General features: G+C 65.3%; 13 protein-coding genes. 9 read left to right on the forward strand and 4 right to left on the reverse strand.

Annotated features, from left to right (window positions below):
* The first annotated feature begins 169 nt into the window (after positions 1–169).
* The 4 genes from tkt to EV665_RS06665 all read left to right on the forward strand — a co-directional run bounded on the left by tkt (position 170) and on the right by EV665_RS06665 (position 5,010).
* The gene (gene tkt, locus EV665_RS06650; protein WP_133033504.1) at positions 170–2,152 is read left to right on the forward strand and encodes a transketolase; all 1,983 of its coding nucleotides are present in this window, start codon (positions 170–172) and stop codon (positions 2,150–2,152) included.
* Positions 2,153–2,217: 65 nt separating this feature from the next.
* Positions 2,218–3,219 carry a type I glyceraldehyde-3-phosphate dehydrogenase gene (gap, locus tag EV665_RS06655; protein ID WP_064331135.1) on the forward strand — a complete coding sequence of 334 codons (1,002 nt, stop codon included), beginning with the start codon at positions 2,218–2,220 and terminating at the stop codon, positions 3,217–3,219.
* Positions 3,220–3,230: 11 nt separating this feature from the next.
* Positions 3,231–3,794, forward strand: a complete 564-nt coding sequence (locus EV665_RS06660) for a putative glycolipid-binding domain-containing protein (RefSeq protein ID WP_133033505.1) — start codon at positions 3,231–3,233, stop codon at positions 3,792–3,794.
* 16 nt (positions 3,795–3,810) lie between these two features.
* Positions 3,811–5,010 (forward strand): phosphoglycerate kinase, encoded by a 1,200-nt coding sequence (locus tag EV665_RS06665; protein ID WP_133033506.1) that lies wholly within the window; start codon positions 3,811–3,813, stop codon positions 5,008–5,010.
* Positions 5,011–5,277: 267 nt separating this feature from the next.
* Here EV665_RS06665 and EV665_RS32265 read toward each other — a convergent pair whose 3' ends face one another.
* The gene (locus EV665_RS32265; RefSeq protein ID WP_162852994.1) at positions 5,278–5,433 is read right to left on the reverse strand and encodes a hypothetical protein; all 156 of its coding nucleotides are present in this window, start codon (positions 5,431–5,433) and stop codon (positions 5,278–5,280) included.
* Between the two features lie 151 nt (positions 5,434–5,584).
* On the opposite strand from EV665_RS32265, the gene EV665_RS06670 reads away from it, so the two are divergent.
* The 3 genes from EV665_RS06670 to rcdA all read left to right on the forward strand — a co-directional run bounded on the left by EV665_RS06670 (position 5,585) and on the right by rcdA (position 7,946).
* A complete protein-coding gene (locus EV665_RS06670) occupies positions 5,585–6,862 on the forward strand; it encodes an MFS transporter (protein ID WP_064331138.1) in 1,278 nt (425 codons plus the stop codon).
* A complete protein-coding gene (locus EV665_RS06675) occupies positions 6,859–7,047 on the forward strand; it encodes a DUF1192 domain-containing protein (RefSeq protein ID WP_064331139.1) in 189 nt (62 codons plus the stop codon). The genes EV665_RS06670 and EV665_RS06675 overlap by 4 nt, the downstream gene beginning before the upstream one ends.
* A gap of 380 nt (positions 7,048–7,427) precedes the next feature.
* A complete protein-coding gene (rcdA, locus tag EV665_RS06680; protein WP_064331140.1) occupies positions 7,428–7,946 on the forward strand; it encodes a protease adaptor protein RcdA in 519 nt (172 codons plus the stop codon).
* A gap of 294 nt (positions 7,947–8,240) precedes the next feature.
* Here the strand turns inward: rcdA and rpmE are convergent, their stop codons facing one another.
* Positions 8,241–8,462: a 50S ribosomal protein L31 gene (rpmE, locus tag EV665_RS06685; RefSeq protein WP_023516320.1), complete on the reverse strand. Its 222-nt coding sequence runs from the start codon at positions 8,460–8,462 to the stop codon at positions 8,241–8,243.
* A gap of 190 nt (positions 8,463–8,652) precedes the next feature.
* Here rpmE and EV665_RS06690 point away from each other — a divergent pair, with 190 nt between their 5' ends.
* Both EV665_RS06690 and EV665_RS06695 read left to right on the forward strand, forming a co-directional pair.
* The gene (locus tag EV665_RS06690) at positions 8,653–10,476 is read left to right on the forward strand and encodes an ABC transporter transmembrane domain-containing protein (RefSeq protein ID WP_245507655.1); all 1,824 of its coding nucleotides are present in this window, start codon (positions 8,653–8,655) and stop codon (positions 10,474–10,476) included.
* Between the two features lie 109 nt (positions 10,477–10,585).
* Positions 10,586–11,545, forward strand: a complete 960-nt coding sequence (locus EV665_RS06695; protein ID WP_133033737.1) for a Bug family tripartite tricarboxylate transporter substrate binding protein — start codon at positions 10,586–10,588, stop codon at positions 11,543–11,545.
* Between the two features lies 1 nt (position 11,546).
* Here the strand turns inward: EV665_RS06695 and EV665_RS06700 are convergent, their stop codons facing one another.
* Entirely contained in the window at positions 11,547–12,578 is a 1,032-nt protein-coding gene (locus EV665_RS06700) for a peptidoglycan -binding protein (RefSeq protein WP_064331142.1), read from the reverse strand.
* Positions 12,579–12,580: 2 nt separating this feature from the next.
* Positions 12,581–13,660 (reverse strand): MotA/TolQ/ExbB proton channel family protein, encoded by a 1,080-nt coding sequence (locus EV665_RS06705; protein ID WP_064331143.1) that lies wholly within the window; start codon positions 13,658–13,660, stop codon positions 12,581–12,583.
* Positions 13,661–13,750: the final 90 nt, after the last annotated feature.

A 13,750-nucleotide genomic window follows, 5' to 3' on the forward strand; every position in this document is an offset into this window, starting at 1 on the left:
CGACACAGCCCCGCCGCCGCGGCAAAAAAGCCGCCGGAATCACCCCGCAAAGGCCGGAAAAACCGCCGAATTCGTTGACTCCGACGGCTTACCTGCTATGTGTCACCCGCTTCCTAACCGATGCCCGAAACGGCACCGGCCCTGACACCCCGAAGAATACGGAACAGTCATGATCTCTCGCGAAAAACACGACCGGATGGCGAACGCAATTCGCTTCCTTTCCATGGATGCCGTGGAAAAGGCGAACTCGGGTCACCCCGGCCTGCCCATGGGCGCAGCAGACATCGCAACGGTTCTTTTCACCCGCTTCCTCTCCTTCGATCCGAAGACCCCGTCCTGGCCGAACCGCGACCGTTTCGTGCTCTCGGCCGGCCACGGCTCGATGCTCCTCTATTCGCTCCTGTACTTGACGGGCTACGAGGACATCACGATCGACGAGATCAAGAACTTCCGCCAGCTCGGCGCGCGCACCGCCGGCCACCCGGAATACGGCCACGCCGCCGGCATCGAGACGACCACCGGTCCGCTCGGCCAGGGCATCGCCAACGCCGTCGGCATGGCGCTCGCCGAGCGCAAGCTGCGCGACGAGTTCGGTTCCGACCTCATCGAACACTACACCTACGTTCTCGCGGGTGACGGCTGCCTCATGGAGGGGATCAGCCAGGAAGCAATCTCGCTCGCCGGCCACCTGAAGCTCAACAAGCTGATCGTGTTCTGGGACGACAACAACATCTCCATCGACGGCCCGATCTCGATCGCCGACTCGACCGACCAGCACGCCCGTTTCCGCGCCTCGAACTGGCACACCATCGCCGTCGACGGCCATGACCCGGATGCGATCGCCGCCGCCATCGAGGAAGCCCAGAAGTCCGACAAGCCGACCATGATCGCCTGCAAGACGACGATCGGCTGGGGCGCCCCCAACAAGGCCGGTACGCACAAGGTGCACGGTTCGCCGCTCGGCGCCGAAGAGATCGCCGCCACCCGCAAGGCGCTGAACTGGGAATCGGAAGCCTTCGTCGTTCCCTCCGACGTGCTCGACGCCTGGCGTCTCGCGGGCCTGCGCTCGGCCAAGACCCACAAGGAATGGGAAGCGCGCCTCGAAAAGACGGACGCCGAGAAGAAGGCCCAGTTCGTCCGCCGCTTTGCCGGCGAGCTCGAAAGCGGCCTCGAACCGGCGATTGCCGCCTACAAGAAGAAGCTTGCCGAAACCCGGCCGAACCCGGCGACCCGCAAGGCTTCGGAAGACGCCCTCGAAGTCATCAACGGCGTTCTCCTCGAAACCATCGGCGGCTCGGCCGACCTCACGGGCTCGAACAACACCAAGACCAGCCAGACCAAGTCGATCACCCCGACCGACTTCTCCGGCCGCTACATCCACTACGGCGTGCGCGAGCACGGCATGGCGGCGGCGATGAACGGCATGGCGCTGCATGGCGGTCTCATCCCCTATTCCGGCGGCTTCCTGATCTTTTCCGATTACTGCCGTCCGTCGATCCGCCTCGCCGCACTGATGGGCATCCGCGTCATCCATGTCCTGACGCACGATTCCATCGGCCTTGGCGAGGACGGTCCGACGCACCAGCCGGTCGAGCACATGGCGGCGCTGCGCGCCATCCCGAACCTGCTCGTCTTCCGCCCGGCCGACGCCACGGAAACGGCAGAGTGCTGGCAGCTTGCGCTGGAAAGCCACAACCGCCCGTCGGCCATCGCGCTCACCCGCCAGAACCTGATGCCGGTGCGTCTGGAATACGAGGAAGAGAATCTTTGCGCCCGCGGCGCCTACGATCTCGTCTCGGCCAGCGATGCTCAGGTGACGCTCTTCGCCTCCGGCTCGGAAATCGAGATCGCGGTGAAGGCCCAGCAGGCGCTCTCCGCCAAGGGCATTTCGACCCGCGTCGTCTCCGTGCCCTGCGTCGAGCTTTTCGCCGAGCAGCCGGAAGCCTACCAGCAGGCGGTCATCGGCAATTCGCCGGTCAAGATCGCCGTCGAAGCCGGCATCCGCCAGGGCTGGGATCACTTCATCGGCTCGGACGGCATCTTCATCGGCATGTCCTCCTTCGGCGCGTCCGGTCCCTACAAGGACCTCTACAAGCACTTCGGCATCACGCCGGAGGCCGTCGTCGCCGCCGCGGAAGCCAAGCTCGCCTGAGTGCGTAGGGCGCGCCTGTCGCGCCCTCCCCCCGCCAAACGTTTATTGATAGGGAGAGACCCCACATGACTGTGAAAGTTGCCATCAACGGTTTTGGCCGCATCGGCCGCAACGTTCTGCGCGCCATCGTCGAATCCGGCCGCACCGACATCGAAGTCGTCGCCGTCAACGACCTCGGCCCGGTCGAGACCAACGCGCATCTCGTTCGTTACGATTCCGTGCACGGCAAGTTCCCGGGCACCGTCACCGTTTCCGGCGACACGATCGACGTCGGCCGCGGCCCGATCCGCGTCACCGCCATCCGCGACCCGAAGGAACTGCCCTGGGGCGACGTCGACATCGCGCTGGAATGCACCGGCCTGTTCACGACGAAGGAAAAGGCCGGCGCGCACCTTGCCAACGGCTCCAAGCGCGTCATCGTTTCGGCCCCGTGCGACAATGCCGACAAGACCATCGTCTTCGGCGTCAACCACAACACGCTGACCAAGGACGACCTCGTCATCTCCAACGCCTCGTGCACGACGAACTGCCTTGCGCCGGTCGCCTACGTGCTCGACAAGGCCTTCGGCATCGAGAAGGGCTACATGACGACGGTTCACTCCTACACGGGTGACCAGCCGACCCTCGACACCATGCACAAGGACCTCTACCGCGCCCGCGCCGCTGCCTTGTCGATGATCCCGACCTCCACCGGCGCCGCCAAGGCCGTCGGCCTCGTGCTGCCGCAGCTCAAGGGCAAGCTCGACGGTTCGGCCATCCGCGTGCCGACCCCGAACGTCTCGGTCGTCGACCTGAAGTTCGTGCCGAAGCGCAACGTCACCGCGGAAGAAGTCAACGCCGCCATCAAGGAAGCCGCCGAAGGCGAGCTGAAGGGCATCCTCGACTACGTCACCGGCCCGCTCGTCTCGATCGACTTCAACCACGACAGCCACTCCTCGAACTTCGCCGCCGACCAGACCAAGGTCCTCGACGGCAACCTCGTGCGCATCCTCTCCTGGTATGACAACGAGTGGGGCTTCTCGAACCGCATGTCCGACACGGCCGTCGCCCTCGGCAAGCTGATCTAGGGACGCCAAACATGTTCCCGCCCCTTGTCCTCAAGACGGTCCGCTGGCGTCCGTTGGAGGGCGAGGGGCTGGAACACCTGACCGTGCGCGCCGTCGACGGCGGCCTTCGGGCCGAAAGCACCGTGATCGGCGACCACGGCAACCGGCCCTTCGGCGTTCGCTACCGCATCGATCTCGATACCGCCTGGCGAGTCCGCGCCTTCCTCGTCGAAGACATGGCCGGCCGGCGCATCGCGATGACATCGGATGGCGAAGGCCACTGGAGCGGAGAGGACGGAAAACCCCTCCCCGCCTTCGATGGCTGCATGGACATCGATCTCGCCGGCTCGCCCTTCACCAACACGTTGCCGATCCGGCGGCTGGGTCTTTCCGTCGAACATGGAAAGACGACGCTGGCCATGGTCTACGTCCCGTTCGATACGTTCGTGCCCTTCGTGGACGGCCAGCACTATACCTGCCTCGCGCCGGCGAGCCGTTACCTCTATGAAGCGGCGGATCGCACATTCAGCGCGGAGCTTCCGGTCGATGCCGACGGCTTCGTGACCGACTACCCCACCCTATTCGCAAGACTTTGACGGGAGCCCACTCCTCATGACCTTCAAGACCCTCGACAACCTCACCGACATCGCAGGCAAGCGCGTGCTCGTCCGCGTCGATCTCAACGTTCCGGTCAAGGACGGCAAGGTCACCGATGCGACCCGCATCGAGCGCGTCGCCCCGACCATCCGCGAACTCTCGGAAAAGGGCGCGAAGGTCATCCTGCTCGCCCATTTCGGCCGACCGAAGGGTGAGGTCGTCACTGAGATGTCGCTGGAGCAGATCCTGCCCGCCGTCAACGACGTCCTCGGCAGGAAGGTCGGCTTTGCCGCCGATTGCATCGGCGAGCCGGCCGCCGCCGCCATTGCCGCGATGGGCAACGGCGATATCCTGCTTCTGGAAAACACCCGCTTCCACAAGGGCGAGGAGAAGAACACCCCGGACTTCACCGCCGCTCTGGCCGCGAACGGCGACATCTACGTCAACGACGCCTTCTCCGCCGCCCACCGCGCTCATGCCTCCACCGAGGGCTTGGCGCACCTCCTGCCCGCCTATGCCGGCCGCACCATGCAGGCCGAGCTGGAAGCCCTCGAAAAAGGCCTCGGCAATCCGGCCCGCCCGGTCGTCGCCATCGTCGGTGGCGCGAAGGTCTCCACCAAGATCGACCTCCTGATGAACCTCGTGAAGAAGGTCGACGCGCTGGTCATCGGCGGCGGCATGGCGAACACCTTCCTCGCCGCCCGCGGCACCAATGTCGGCAAGTCGCTCTGCGAGCATGACCTCGCAGACACCGCCAAGCAGATCATGATCGAGGCGGCGACCGCAACCTGCGCCATCGTGCTGCCGGAAGACGGCGTCGTCGCCCGCGAGTTCAAGGCCAATGCCGAGAACGAGGTGGTCGACGTCAACGCCATCCCGGCCGATGCCATGATGCTCGATGTCGGCCCAAAGACGGTCGAGGCGGTCAATGCCTGGATCTCGCGTGCCGCGACGCTCGTGTGGAACGGTCCGCTCGGCGCCTTCGAGATCGCGCCCTTCGACGCCGCGACGGTCTCCGCCGCCAAGCACGCCGCTGCCCGCACCAAGGAAGGCAAGCTGGTTTCCGTCGCCGGCGGCGGCGATACGGTCGCCGCCCTCAACCATGCCGGCGTCGCGGATGATTTCACCTATGTCTCGACCGCCGGCGGCGCCTTCCTGGAATGGATGGAAGGCAAGCCCCTGCCGGGCGTCAACGTCCTGCACCAGCAGAAATAACGTCGGGGGGCTTGCGCCCGGCCGCAGATCGCCTACATTTCCATTCAGTGTCAACGAACAGAAAGGAAGGTGATCCAATGTCTAATGAGATTTCGGTCTTGGCTTCGGGCATGGGAATTGTGGTGAACGAAACGAGGCAGCCCTCGTTCTGATCCCCGCCTTCCTTCGGGTCCAAAGACCCGGGTCCGCACCGGACCAAACCTCATGGGGGCCACCTTCGGGTGGCCCTTTTGCGTTTCAGAGCTCGCCCTGGGCGGACGGCTCGCTTCAAGGCCGGATCAGAACGGTCAGCATCATCAGCGCGATGGCGACGACGGCGATCTTCCAGAAATCGGCACGCCGTTTCAGCCCCGGCAGGCCGAGGGGCCGGATGAGATGCAGCAGCATGACGGCGAGGAGCAGGGCGGGAAGGATTTTCGACATGGCGGCCTTTCTCCAGCCTTCCTGTCACACCTCAGACACTTTTCCAAGCGAACAGCGTGAGGCCTGAAAATCATTCGCCCGCGCGCTTTGCATCTGGCAATCGGTAGCAGGTACGCTATTCCTTACCCATTGGCGAAACTCACGAAACCTCATGCGTAAAAACCTCATATCCGTCTTCGCGCTTCTCATGGGCACGCTGTTCCTCTTCCTCGGGAACGGCCTGCATGGCCTGCTCCTGCCCATGCGCGGCGCCTTCGAGGGCTATGAGACGACGATGCTCGGCCTGCTCGGCACGTCCTGGGCGTCGGGCTTCGTTCTCGGCTGCCTTCTGGCACCCACCGTCGTCAAGCGCATCGGCCATGTGCGGGCCTTTTCCGGCTTCGCCTCGCTGATCGCCATCATCGCGCTTTTGACGGGCATGCTGGTCGATCCCTTCTGGTGGATCGCGCTGCGCGCCGTCACCGGCTTCTCGATCGCTGGCACTTCGATGATCATCGAAAGCTGGCTGAACGAGCGCGCCACCAATGAAAGCCGCGGGCTGATCTTCTCGCTCTACATCGCCATCACCCTCGTCGGCACCGTCGGCGGCCAGATGACCGTGGCGCTGGGTGACGTCACGACGCCGCTGCTCTTCATGTTCGCCGGCATCCTCTACTGCCTCGCCATGCTGCCGACGACGCTCTCCACCGCCGCCTCGCCGCAGCCACTGAAGCAGGTCAGGCTCGACATCCCCGCCCTCTACCGCACCTCGCCGGTCGCCAGCGTCGGCATCGTGCTGATCGGCATCGCCAACGGCGCCTTCGGCACGCTCGGCGCGGTCTTCGGCACCAATGCCGGCCTCTCCTCCAGCACGATCGCCATCATGATGAGCGTCGCCATCTTCGCCGGCGCCGTCATGCAGCTGCCCGCCGGCCGTCTGTCCGACCGGGTCGACCGGCGCATCGTGCTCGCCGCGCTCTCGGCCATCGCCGCGGCAGCGGGCCTGTCGCTCTTCGTCTTCCAGCCGGCCTCCGTCACCATGCTCCTGGTGCTGACGGCCCTCTACGGCGCTATGGCGAACGCGCTCTACCCGATCGCCGTTTCGCACGCCAACGACTTCGCCAGCCCCGAGGACTTCGTCAAGGTTTCCGGCGGGCTGCTGCTACTCTATGGCGTGGGCACGATCATCGGCCCGACGCTCGGCGGCCCGATCATGTCGGCGGTCGGTCCCTATGCGCTGTTCATGGTCACCTGCTGGGCGCATATCCTGATCACCGCCTATGCCATCTTCCGCAGCCGCCGCCGCGCTGCCCTGCCGGCCGAGATGCGCGACTCCTACACGACCATCAATCCCGGCACGCTCACCACGCCGGAAAGCCTTCAGCTTTCGCCGCGCGCCCTCGCCCAGCCGCAGGCCGCCGACGAGCAACAGGAGGACCGTCCCACATGAGCTTTTTCGAAGACGACCGCCCCGTAAAGAAGATCGCCCACGAGATTGGCAGCGACCTCTCGCTACTTTCCGTTGACGAGCTTGCCGCCCGAATCGACCTGCTGCGCGCGGAAATCGAACGGCTGGAGGCGGAGAAGCTGAAGAAGGGCGCCAGCCGCTCGGCGGCGGAGAACCTGTTCCGCTGAACCCGCGCCGGATTGTCGCAGCCTTGCCGAAAAGGCACAGGCACGAGCAAACCGGCAATAGAGTTAACCGGCCATTAAGCCTTCCCTGTTATTACTTGAACATCCGGTCCTTCCGGGTTCAGACATTTTTCCCCTCGGGGTTTCGGTCTGATTTTTCTCCCTGTTTTACCTTGAGAGCCGCTTTCCGCGGCTCTTTTTTTGTTTGCCCGCTCCGTGCGCGCGACCTGTCCCGAAAGAATTGTGGAGATTAACCCTTTCTTAAGAATACTCTTGCGCGAATTGGGTTATGGGATCATCCTCACGACATAAAACGGCCGATTGGAACACCACGGACCGACCTTCCGTTACCTGCATGTGATGCGTTCAACAGGGATGAAACCATGTCCGAAAGAGGATTGAATACCGTCAGCTTCGCTGGCCACGTTGCGTCGTCGGCGCAATTCAAGTCCCTGTACGCCGAGGGCATGGGTCTGGTCGAGGAAACCGCAAGCTACCTTGACGGCGTCGGCCGCCAGGCTTCCAAGGTGCTGCCCCGCATGGCCTCGGTGCTCTATGCGGCCGAATCGATGCGCCTCACTACCCGCCTGATGCAGATGGCCTCCTGGCTGCTCCTGCAGCGGGCCGTCAACAATGGCGAGATGAGCCGCGACCAGGTGCTTTCGGAGAAGAACAAGGTCCGCCTCGACAGCTTCAACGTCGACAAGACCGCGCCCGGCTGGAACGACCTGCCGGAGGCCTTCCGCGACCTCATCGAACGCTCGCTGCGCCTGCAGAACCGCATCGCCCTGCTGGACCGCGAGATCTACCGCCCGCAGGAGGTCCAGACCTTCGCGCCGGACAACCAGAACAGCGTGCAGGCCCAGATCAACCTGCTGCAGACGGCTTTCGGCAGCAACTGAGCAAAGACGGCAACGCCTGATGGAACCCGGCTTCGGCCGGGTTTTTTATTTTGCGGAGACCACCCCTCATCCCCCTGCCGGGACCTTCTCCCCGCAGGCGGGGAGAAGGGGGTGTCGCGCCGGTTTCCCTACTTCTGCGGGTAAGCGATTGTGGGAAACGGCGCGCCCAGCCTTCCTCGCCCCGCTTGCGGGGAGAGGATGCCGGCAGGCAGGTGAGGGGCGATCATCTGCGCCATAAGCAACAAAAAAACCCGGCCGAAGCCGGGTTTTGTAAATTCGTCCGAAGCAGGCGGATTAAAGGCCGAGGCCTTCGAAGCGCTTCTTGAACTTGGAGACGCGGCCGCCGCGGTCCATGAGCTGCTGGTTGCCGCCGGTCCAGGCCGGGTGCGACTTCGGGTCGATTTCGAGGTTCATCGTTGCGCCTTCCGAACCCCAGGTCGAACGGGTTTCGTACTCGGTGCCGTCGGTCATCACGACCTTGATGGTGTGGTATGCGGGATGAATATCAGCCTTCATGACAACTTTCCTGCCTGTTCCGGGGGCCAATTGTCGCAATGGATTGCGACAGCGGGGCCAAAGACGTAAATGAAGCCGCGGTCGGTCGGACCTACGGCTTCCCAATTCGATGGCGAGCCTATACATGAAGGCCGTCCGGATAACAAGAGCCGAAAGACAATTCGTGCCTGAAGGCGCTGGAAACGGGGGTATGGTGTCCACAGACAAAGAGCAGGGCGTGCAGGAAAAATCGGCACGCCGCAACATTCGTCCGCTGGGCAGGCTTGCTCCCTACATCAGTCGTTATCGCGGGCTCGTCGCCGGGGCGCTGGCAGCGCTCGTCATGGCCGCCGTCACCACGCTCGCCCTGCCACTCGCCGTGCGCCGCATGATCGACCATGGCTTTTCCGGCGCCGATGCCGGCTTCATCAACACCTACTTCACGATGCTCTTCGCACTGGCCGGCCTGCTCGCGCTGGCGAGCGCCATGCGCTACTATTTCGTCATCACGCTCGGCGAGCGCATCGTGGCGGACCTGCGCCGCGACGTCTTTTCCCATGTGACGAAGCTTTCGCCCGCCTTCTTCGACGTCAACCAGTCCGGCGAGATTGTCTCGCGGCTGACCGCCGACACGACGCAGATCAAGTCCGCCGTCGGCGCCACTGCCTCCGTCGCGCTGCGCAACCTCATCCTCTGTTTCGGCGCCATCGCCATGATGGTCTATACCAGCCCGAAGCTCTCCAGCCTCGTGATCGCCGCCATTCCCGTCATCGTCTTCCCGCTCGTCGCCTTCGGCCGCTCGGTGCGCCGCCGCTCGCGCGAGGCGCAGGACACACTGGCGGCCGCCTCCGCCTATGCCGGCGAGGCGATCGGCGCCACGCGCACGCTGCAGGCCTTCAATGCGGAAGACGCCGCCCGCGCCCGCTTCTTCGGCGCGGTCGAGCAGGCCTACGGCGCCGCGCGCTCGGCCATCCGCGCCCGCTCGCTGCTGACCGGTTTCGCCATCGCCATGATCTTCGGCTCCGTCGTCGCCGTGCTGTGGTTCGGCGCCCGCGACGTGCTGTCGGGCACGCTTTCGGCCGGCACGCTCGGCCAGTTCCTGCTCTATGCTGTCTTCGCCGCCGGCAGCCTCGGCGCGCTGTCCGAAGTCTGGGGCGAGCTTTCGCAGGCCGCCGGCGCCGCTGAGCGCCTGACCGAACTCCTGGCCGAGCCGCCCGCCATCGCCGCGCCGGCAAACCCGGTGGCCCTGCCGCTGCCCGCGCGCGGCGAACTCGCCTTCAACGACGTGCACTTTTCCTATCCCGCCCGCCCCGGCTATCGCAGCATCAACGGCCTGACCTTTGCGGTGAAGCAAGGCGAGACCGTCGCCATCGTCGGCCCCTCCGGCGCCGGGAAGAGCACGATCCTCTCGCTGGTGCTGCGCTTCTACGATCCCGACGCGGGCACGGTGTTTCTCGACGGCGTCGATCTGCGCACGGCCGATCCGGAAGAGCTGCGCCGCCACATCGCGCTCGTGCCGCAGGACGTCACCATCTTCGCCGCGACGATCCGCGACAACATCGCCTTCGGCATGTCCGGCGTCAGCGACGAGGCCGTGCGGGCCGCGGCAAGGGCGGCGCAGGCGGAAGAGTTCATCGAACGGCTCGACAGGGGCTATGACACCATGGTCGGCGAACGCGGCGTCACGCTGTCGGGCGGCCAGCGCCAGCGCATCGCCATCGCCCGCGCCATCCTCAAGGACGCCCCGCTACTGCTTCTCGACGAGGCGACCTCCGCCCTCGACGCGGAAAGCGAGACGCTTGTCCAGAAGGCCCTTGACGGCCAGATGGGCAAACGCACGACGATCGTCATCGCCCATCGTCTTGCCACCGTGCTGAAGGCCGACCGCATCCTCGTCATGGAGGCGGGCCGCATCGTCGAGGAAGGCACCCACCAGTCGCTCATCCGGCAGGATGGCCTTTACGCCCGCCTCGCCCGCCTGCAGTTCGACCACGGAGGCCAGGCCTTCCTTGGAGAGGACCGCGCCGTCGGCTGAACGCCGGCTCTTGCCGGAAGGGCCGGGCGCCCTATCCTGAGGGGGCGGACTTCACGTCACCTCGGGAGGAAACAACGTGACATTTTCGACGCTCACCCGCCGGACCCTCATGGTCCTCGGCACCACCGTGCTCGCATCGCTGGCGCTCGGCCTGCCCGCCAGCGCCCAGCAATTCCCCGACCGGACGATCACGCTCGTCGTGCCCTTCGCCGCCGGCGGCTCGACGGATGTCGTCGCGCGCATCATCGCGCAGAAGATGGGCGACATCCTCGGCCAGCAGATCGTCGTGGAAAATGTCGGCGGCGCGGGCGGCAGCCTGGGCGCCGACCGCGTGGCACGCGCCGAGCCGGACGGCTACACGATCCTGATGGCGACCGTCGCGACACACGCGCTGAACCCGCTGATCCTCAAGACCAAGCCCTACGATGCGGAGAAGGACTTCGCGCCGGTCTCGCTGCTCGTCATCGTGCCGAACGTGCTGGTGGTGAACCCGGAACTGCCGGCCAAGAGCGTCGAGGAACTGCTGGCGCTGCTGAAGGCCGATCCGGAAGGCTACAGCTATGCCTCCTCCGGCAATGGCACGCCGCTGCACCTGTCCGGCGAACTCTTCAAGTCGATGGCGGGCGTCAACATGCAGCACGTGCCCTACAAGGGCTCCGGCCCGGCGCTGAACGATGTCATCGGCAACCAGATCCCGATCATGTTCGACAACCTGCCCTCCTCCTCCGGCCACATCAAGGCCGGCACGCTGCGTGCGCTCGCCGTCACCACGAAGGAGCGCGCCGCCTCCTTCCCGGATGTGCCGACGGTCGCCGAATCGGGCATTCCCGGCTACGAGACCTACACTTGGAACGCGCTCTTCGCCCCGGCCGGTACGCCGGATGACGTCGTCGCAAAGCTGAACGAGGCGGCCAATGCAGCACTGAAGGACCCTGCCGTCGCCGAGCGCATGAAGGAGTTCAGCGCCACAATCGTCGGCTCGACGCCGGAAGAACTCGGCAAGCACGTCACGGAGGAGCTTGCCAAGTGGAAGCCGGTGGTCGAGGGCGCCAACATCCAGATGGACTGAGTTATCTTTCGGTGAGTTTCAGCTCGATGCGGCGGTTGGTTGCCCGCGCCGCGTCGTCGCTGCCCTCGGTGATCGGCTGGAACTCGCCGAAGCCCGCCGCGACCAGCCGGTTGGCCGGCACACCCCGGGAAATCAGGAACTTGACGACCGACGTCGCGCGGGCGGAGGAAAGCTCCCAGTTGTCGCGGTAGCGGCCCGTGCCGGAAAGCGGCACATTGTCCGTATGGCCGTCGACGCGCAGCACCCAGTTGATCTCGGAGGGTATCTCCCGGGCGAGATCGAGCAGCGCGGTGGCGAGCTTGCCCATCTCCGCCTGCCCCGCCTCGTTGAGATCGCTGCCGCCCGAGGGAAACAGCACCTCCGACTGGAAGACGAAACGGTCGCCGACGATGCGGATGTTCTCCCGGTCGGAAAGAATCTCGCGCAGGCGCCCGAAGAAGTCGGAGCGGTACCGGTTGAGCTCCTGCACGCGCTGTGCCAGCGCGACATTGAGGCGGCGACCGAGATCGGCGATCTTCGCCTGCGAGGACTTGTCCTTGGCCTCGGAAGCCTGCAGCGCCTCCTCGACGGCGGCGATCTGGCTGCGCAGCGCCGCGATCTGCTGGTTGAGCAGCTCGATCTGGCTCATGGCCCGCGCGCTCACCTGCTTTTCCGAATCGAGCTCGCCCTCCAGCGTCGTGACGCGGGCATTGGCGGCATCGGAAGCGCCGGCCCCGCTGTCGAGCAGTTGCTGGAGGCGGGTGCGGTCGCTTTCCGACTGGGCAAGCGAAGCCTGGAGATTGGCGAGTGCGTCCTCCAGATCCTGCTTGCCGCTCTTCTCCAGTGCGAGAAGCTGGGTCAGTTCGTTGATCTGGCTCGTCAGCCGGTTGAGCACGTCGTCCTTGCCGGAAATCTCGCGGCTGAGGAAGAACTGCGCCAGCACGAAGACCGTGAGCAGGAACATGATGGCGAGCAGCAGCGTCGACAGCGCATCGACGAAGCCCGGCCAGTAATCGACCGCGCGCTGGCTGCGCCGGTTGCGGGCGAGCGCCATCCCTATTCGCCCCCGGCCTTATGGGCCTTTTCCGTCGCGCGCTCCGGCAGGCGCTCGACGTTCTTCTCCCCGCTGCGGGCAGCGAGCCGATCGAGCGTGCGGCGCAGCGCCTTCGATTCTTCCTGCTGCGCCTCGATCCAGTCGCGCAGCATCTGCTGCTCGCTGCGCATGTTCTTGACGAGGCCCTGGATACCCTCGGCAAGGCTGGCCATGGCCGCCGTCGAGCGGCCGCCGCCACCCTCCTGCGCCAGTTTCAGGATCTGCTGGGCAAGCGCCTGCACATCGGTGGAGGAACTGGATGCCATGTCGACGACCGGCTGCAGTTCCGAGCCGACATCGGTGACGGAAGAGAGCCAGTTCTCCAGCTCCGTATAGAAACGGTTCTGCGCACGGCCGGCCTGCAGGTCGAGGAAACCGAGGATCAGCGAACCGGACAGGCCGAAGAGCGAAGTCGAGAAGGCGGTGCCCATGCCGTCGAGCGGCGCGGAAAGGCCTTCCTTCAGGGCGTTGAGGATGTCATTCGCGGTGCCGCCGCCAGCATCGAGCGACTGGATGACCTGGCTGATCGAGCCGATGGTGCCGAGAAGGCCCCAGAAGGTGCCGAGAAGGCCGAGGAAGACGAGAAGGCCGATGAGGTAGCGGGACGTGTCGCGCGATTCGTCGAGGCGGGTCGCGATGGAATCGAGGATCGAACGCAGCGCGGTGGCGGAGAGCGCCACGGAATGCCGCCGGCCGATCAGGGCGCGCATCGGCGCCAGCAGCACGGGATCGCGCCCGACCTTCTCGGCGCTGCCGGCGGCGCGGAAGGAATTGAACCAGCGCACTTCCGGCCTCAGCGCCAGCACATGGTTGAAGACCAGGAGGATGCCGATCAGCAGCACGCCGAGGATGAGGCCGTTGAGGCCGGGATTGCTGAGGAAGGCCGATTGCGCCTGGCGGAAGAGGATGGCGGCCACGAAGCCGACGATGATGAGGAAGATCACCATCGTCCAGAAGAAGGCCATGGGGCTTGAGAGTTTGTGGGGATAATCCTCCCCGGTCTCGGGCGACCCTCCCCAACCCGACAGCCCAAGCTTCGCCATGTCGTCGTCTCTCCACTTCCTTGTCGGCCGGGAGACTAGAGGAAGATTGCGCCGAATTGAAGGGCTTAGCGGCAACAGCGGCGCGGAATG

The sequence above is a fragment of the Shinella granuli genome (assembly GCF_004341885.1).
Taxonomy (GTDB): Bacteria; Pseudomonadota; Alphaproteobacteria; order Rhizobiales; family Rhizobiaceae; genus Shinella; species Shinella granuli.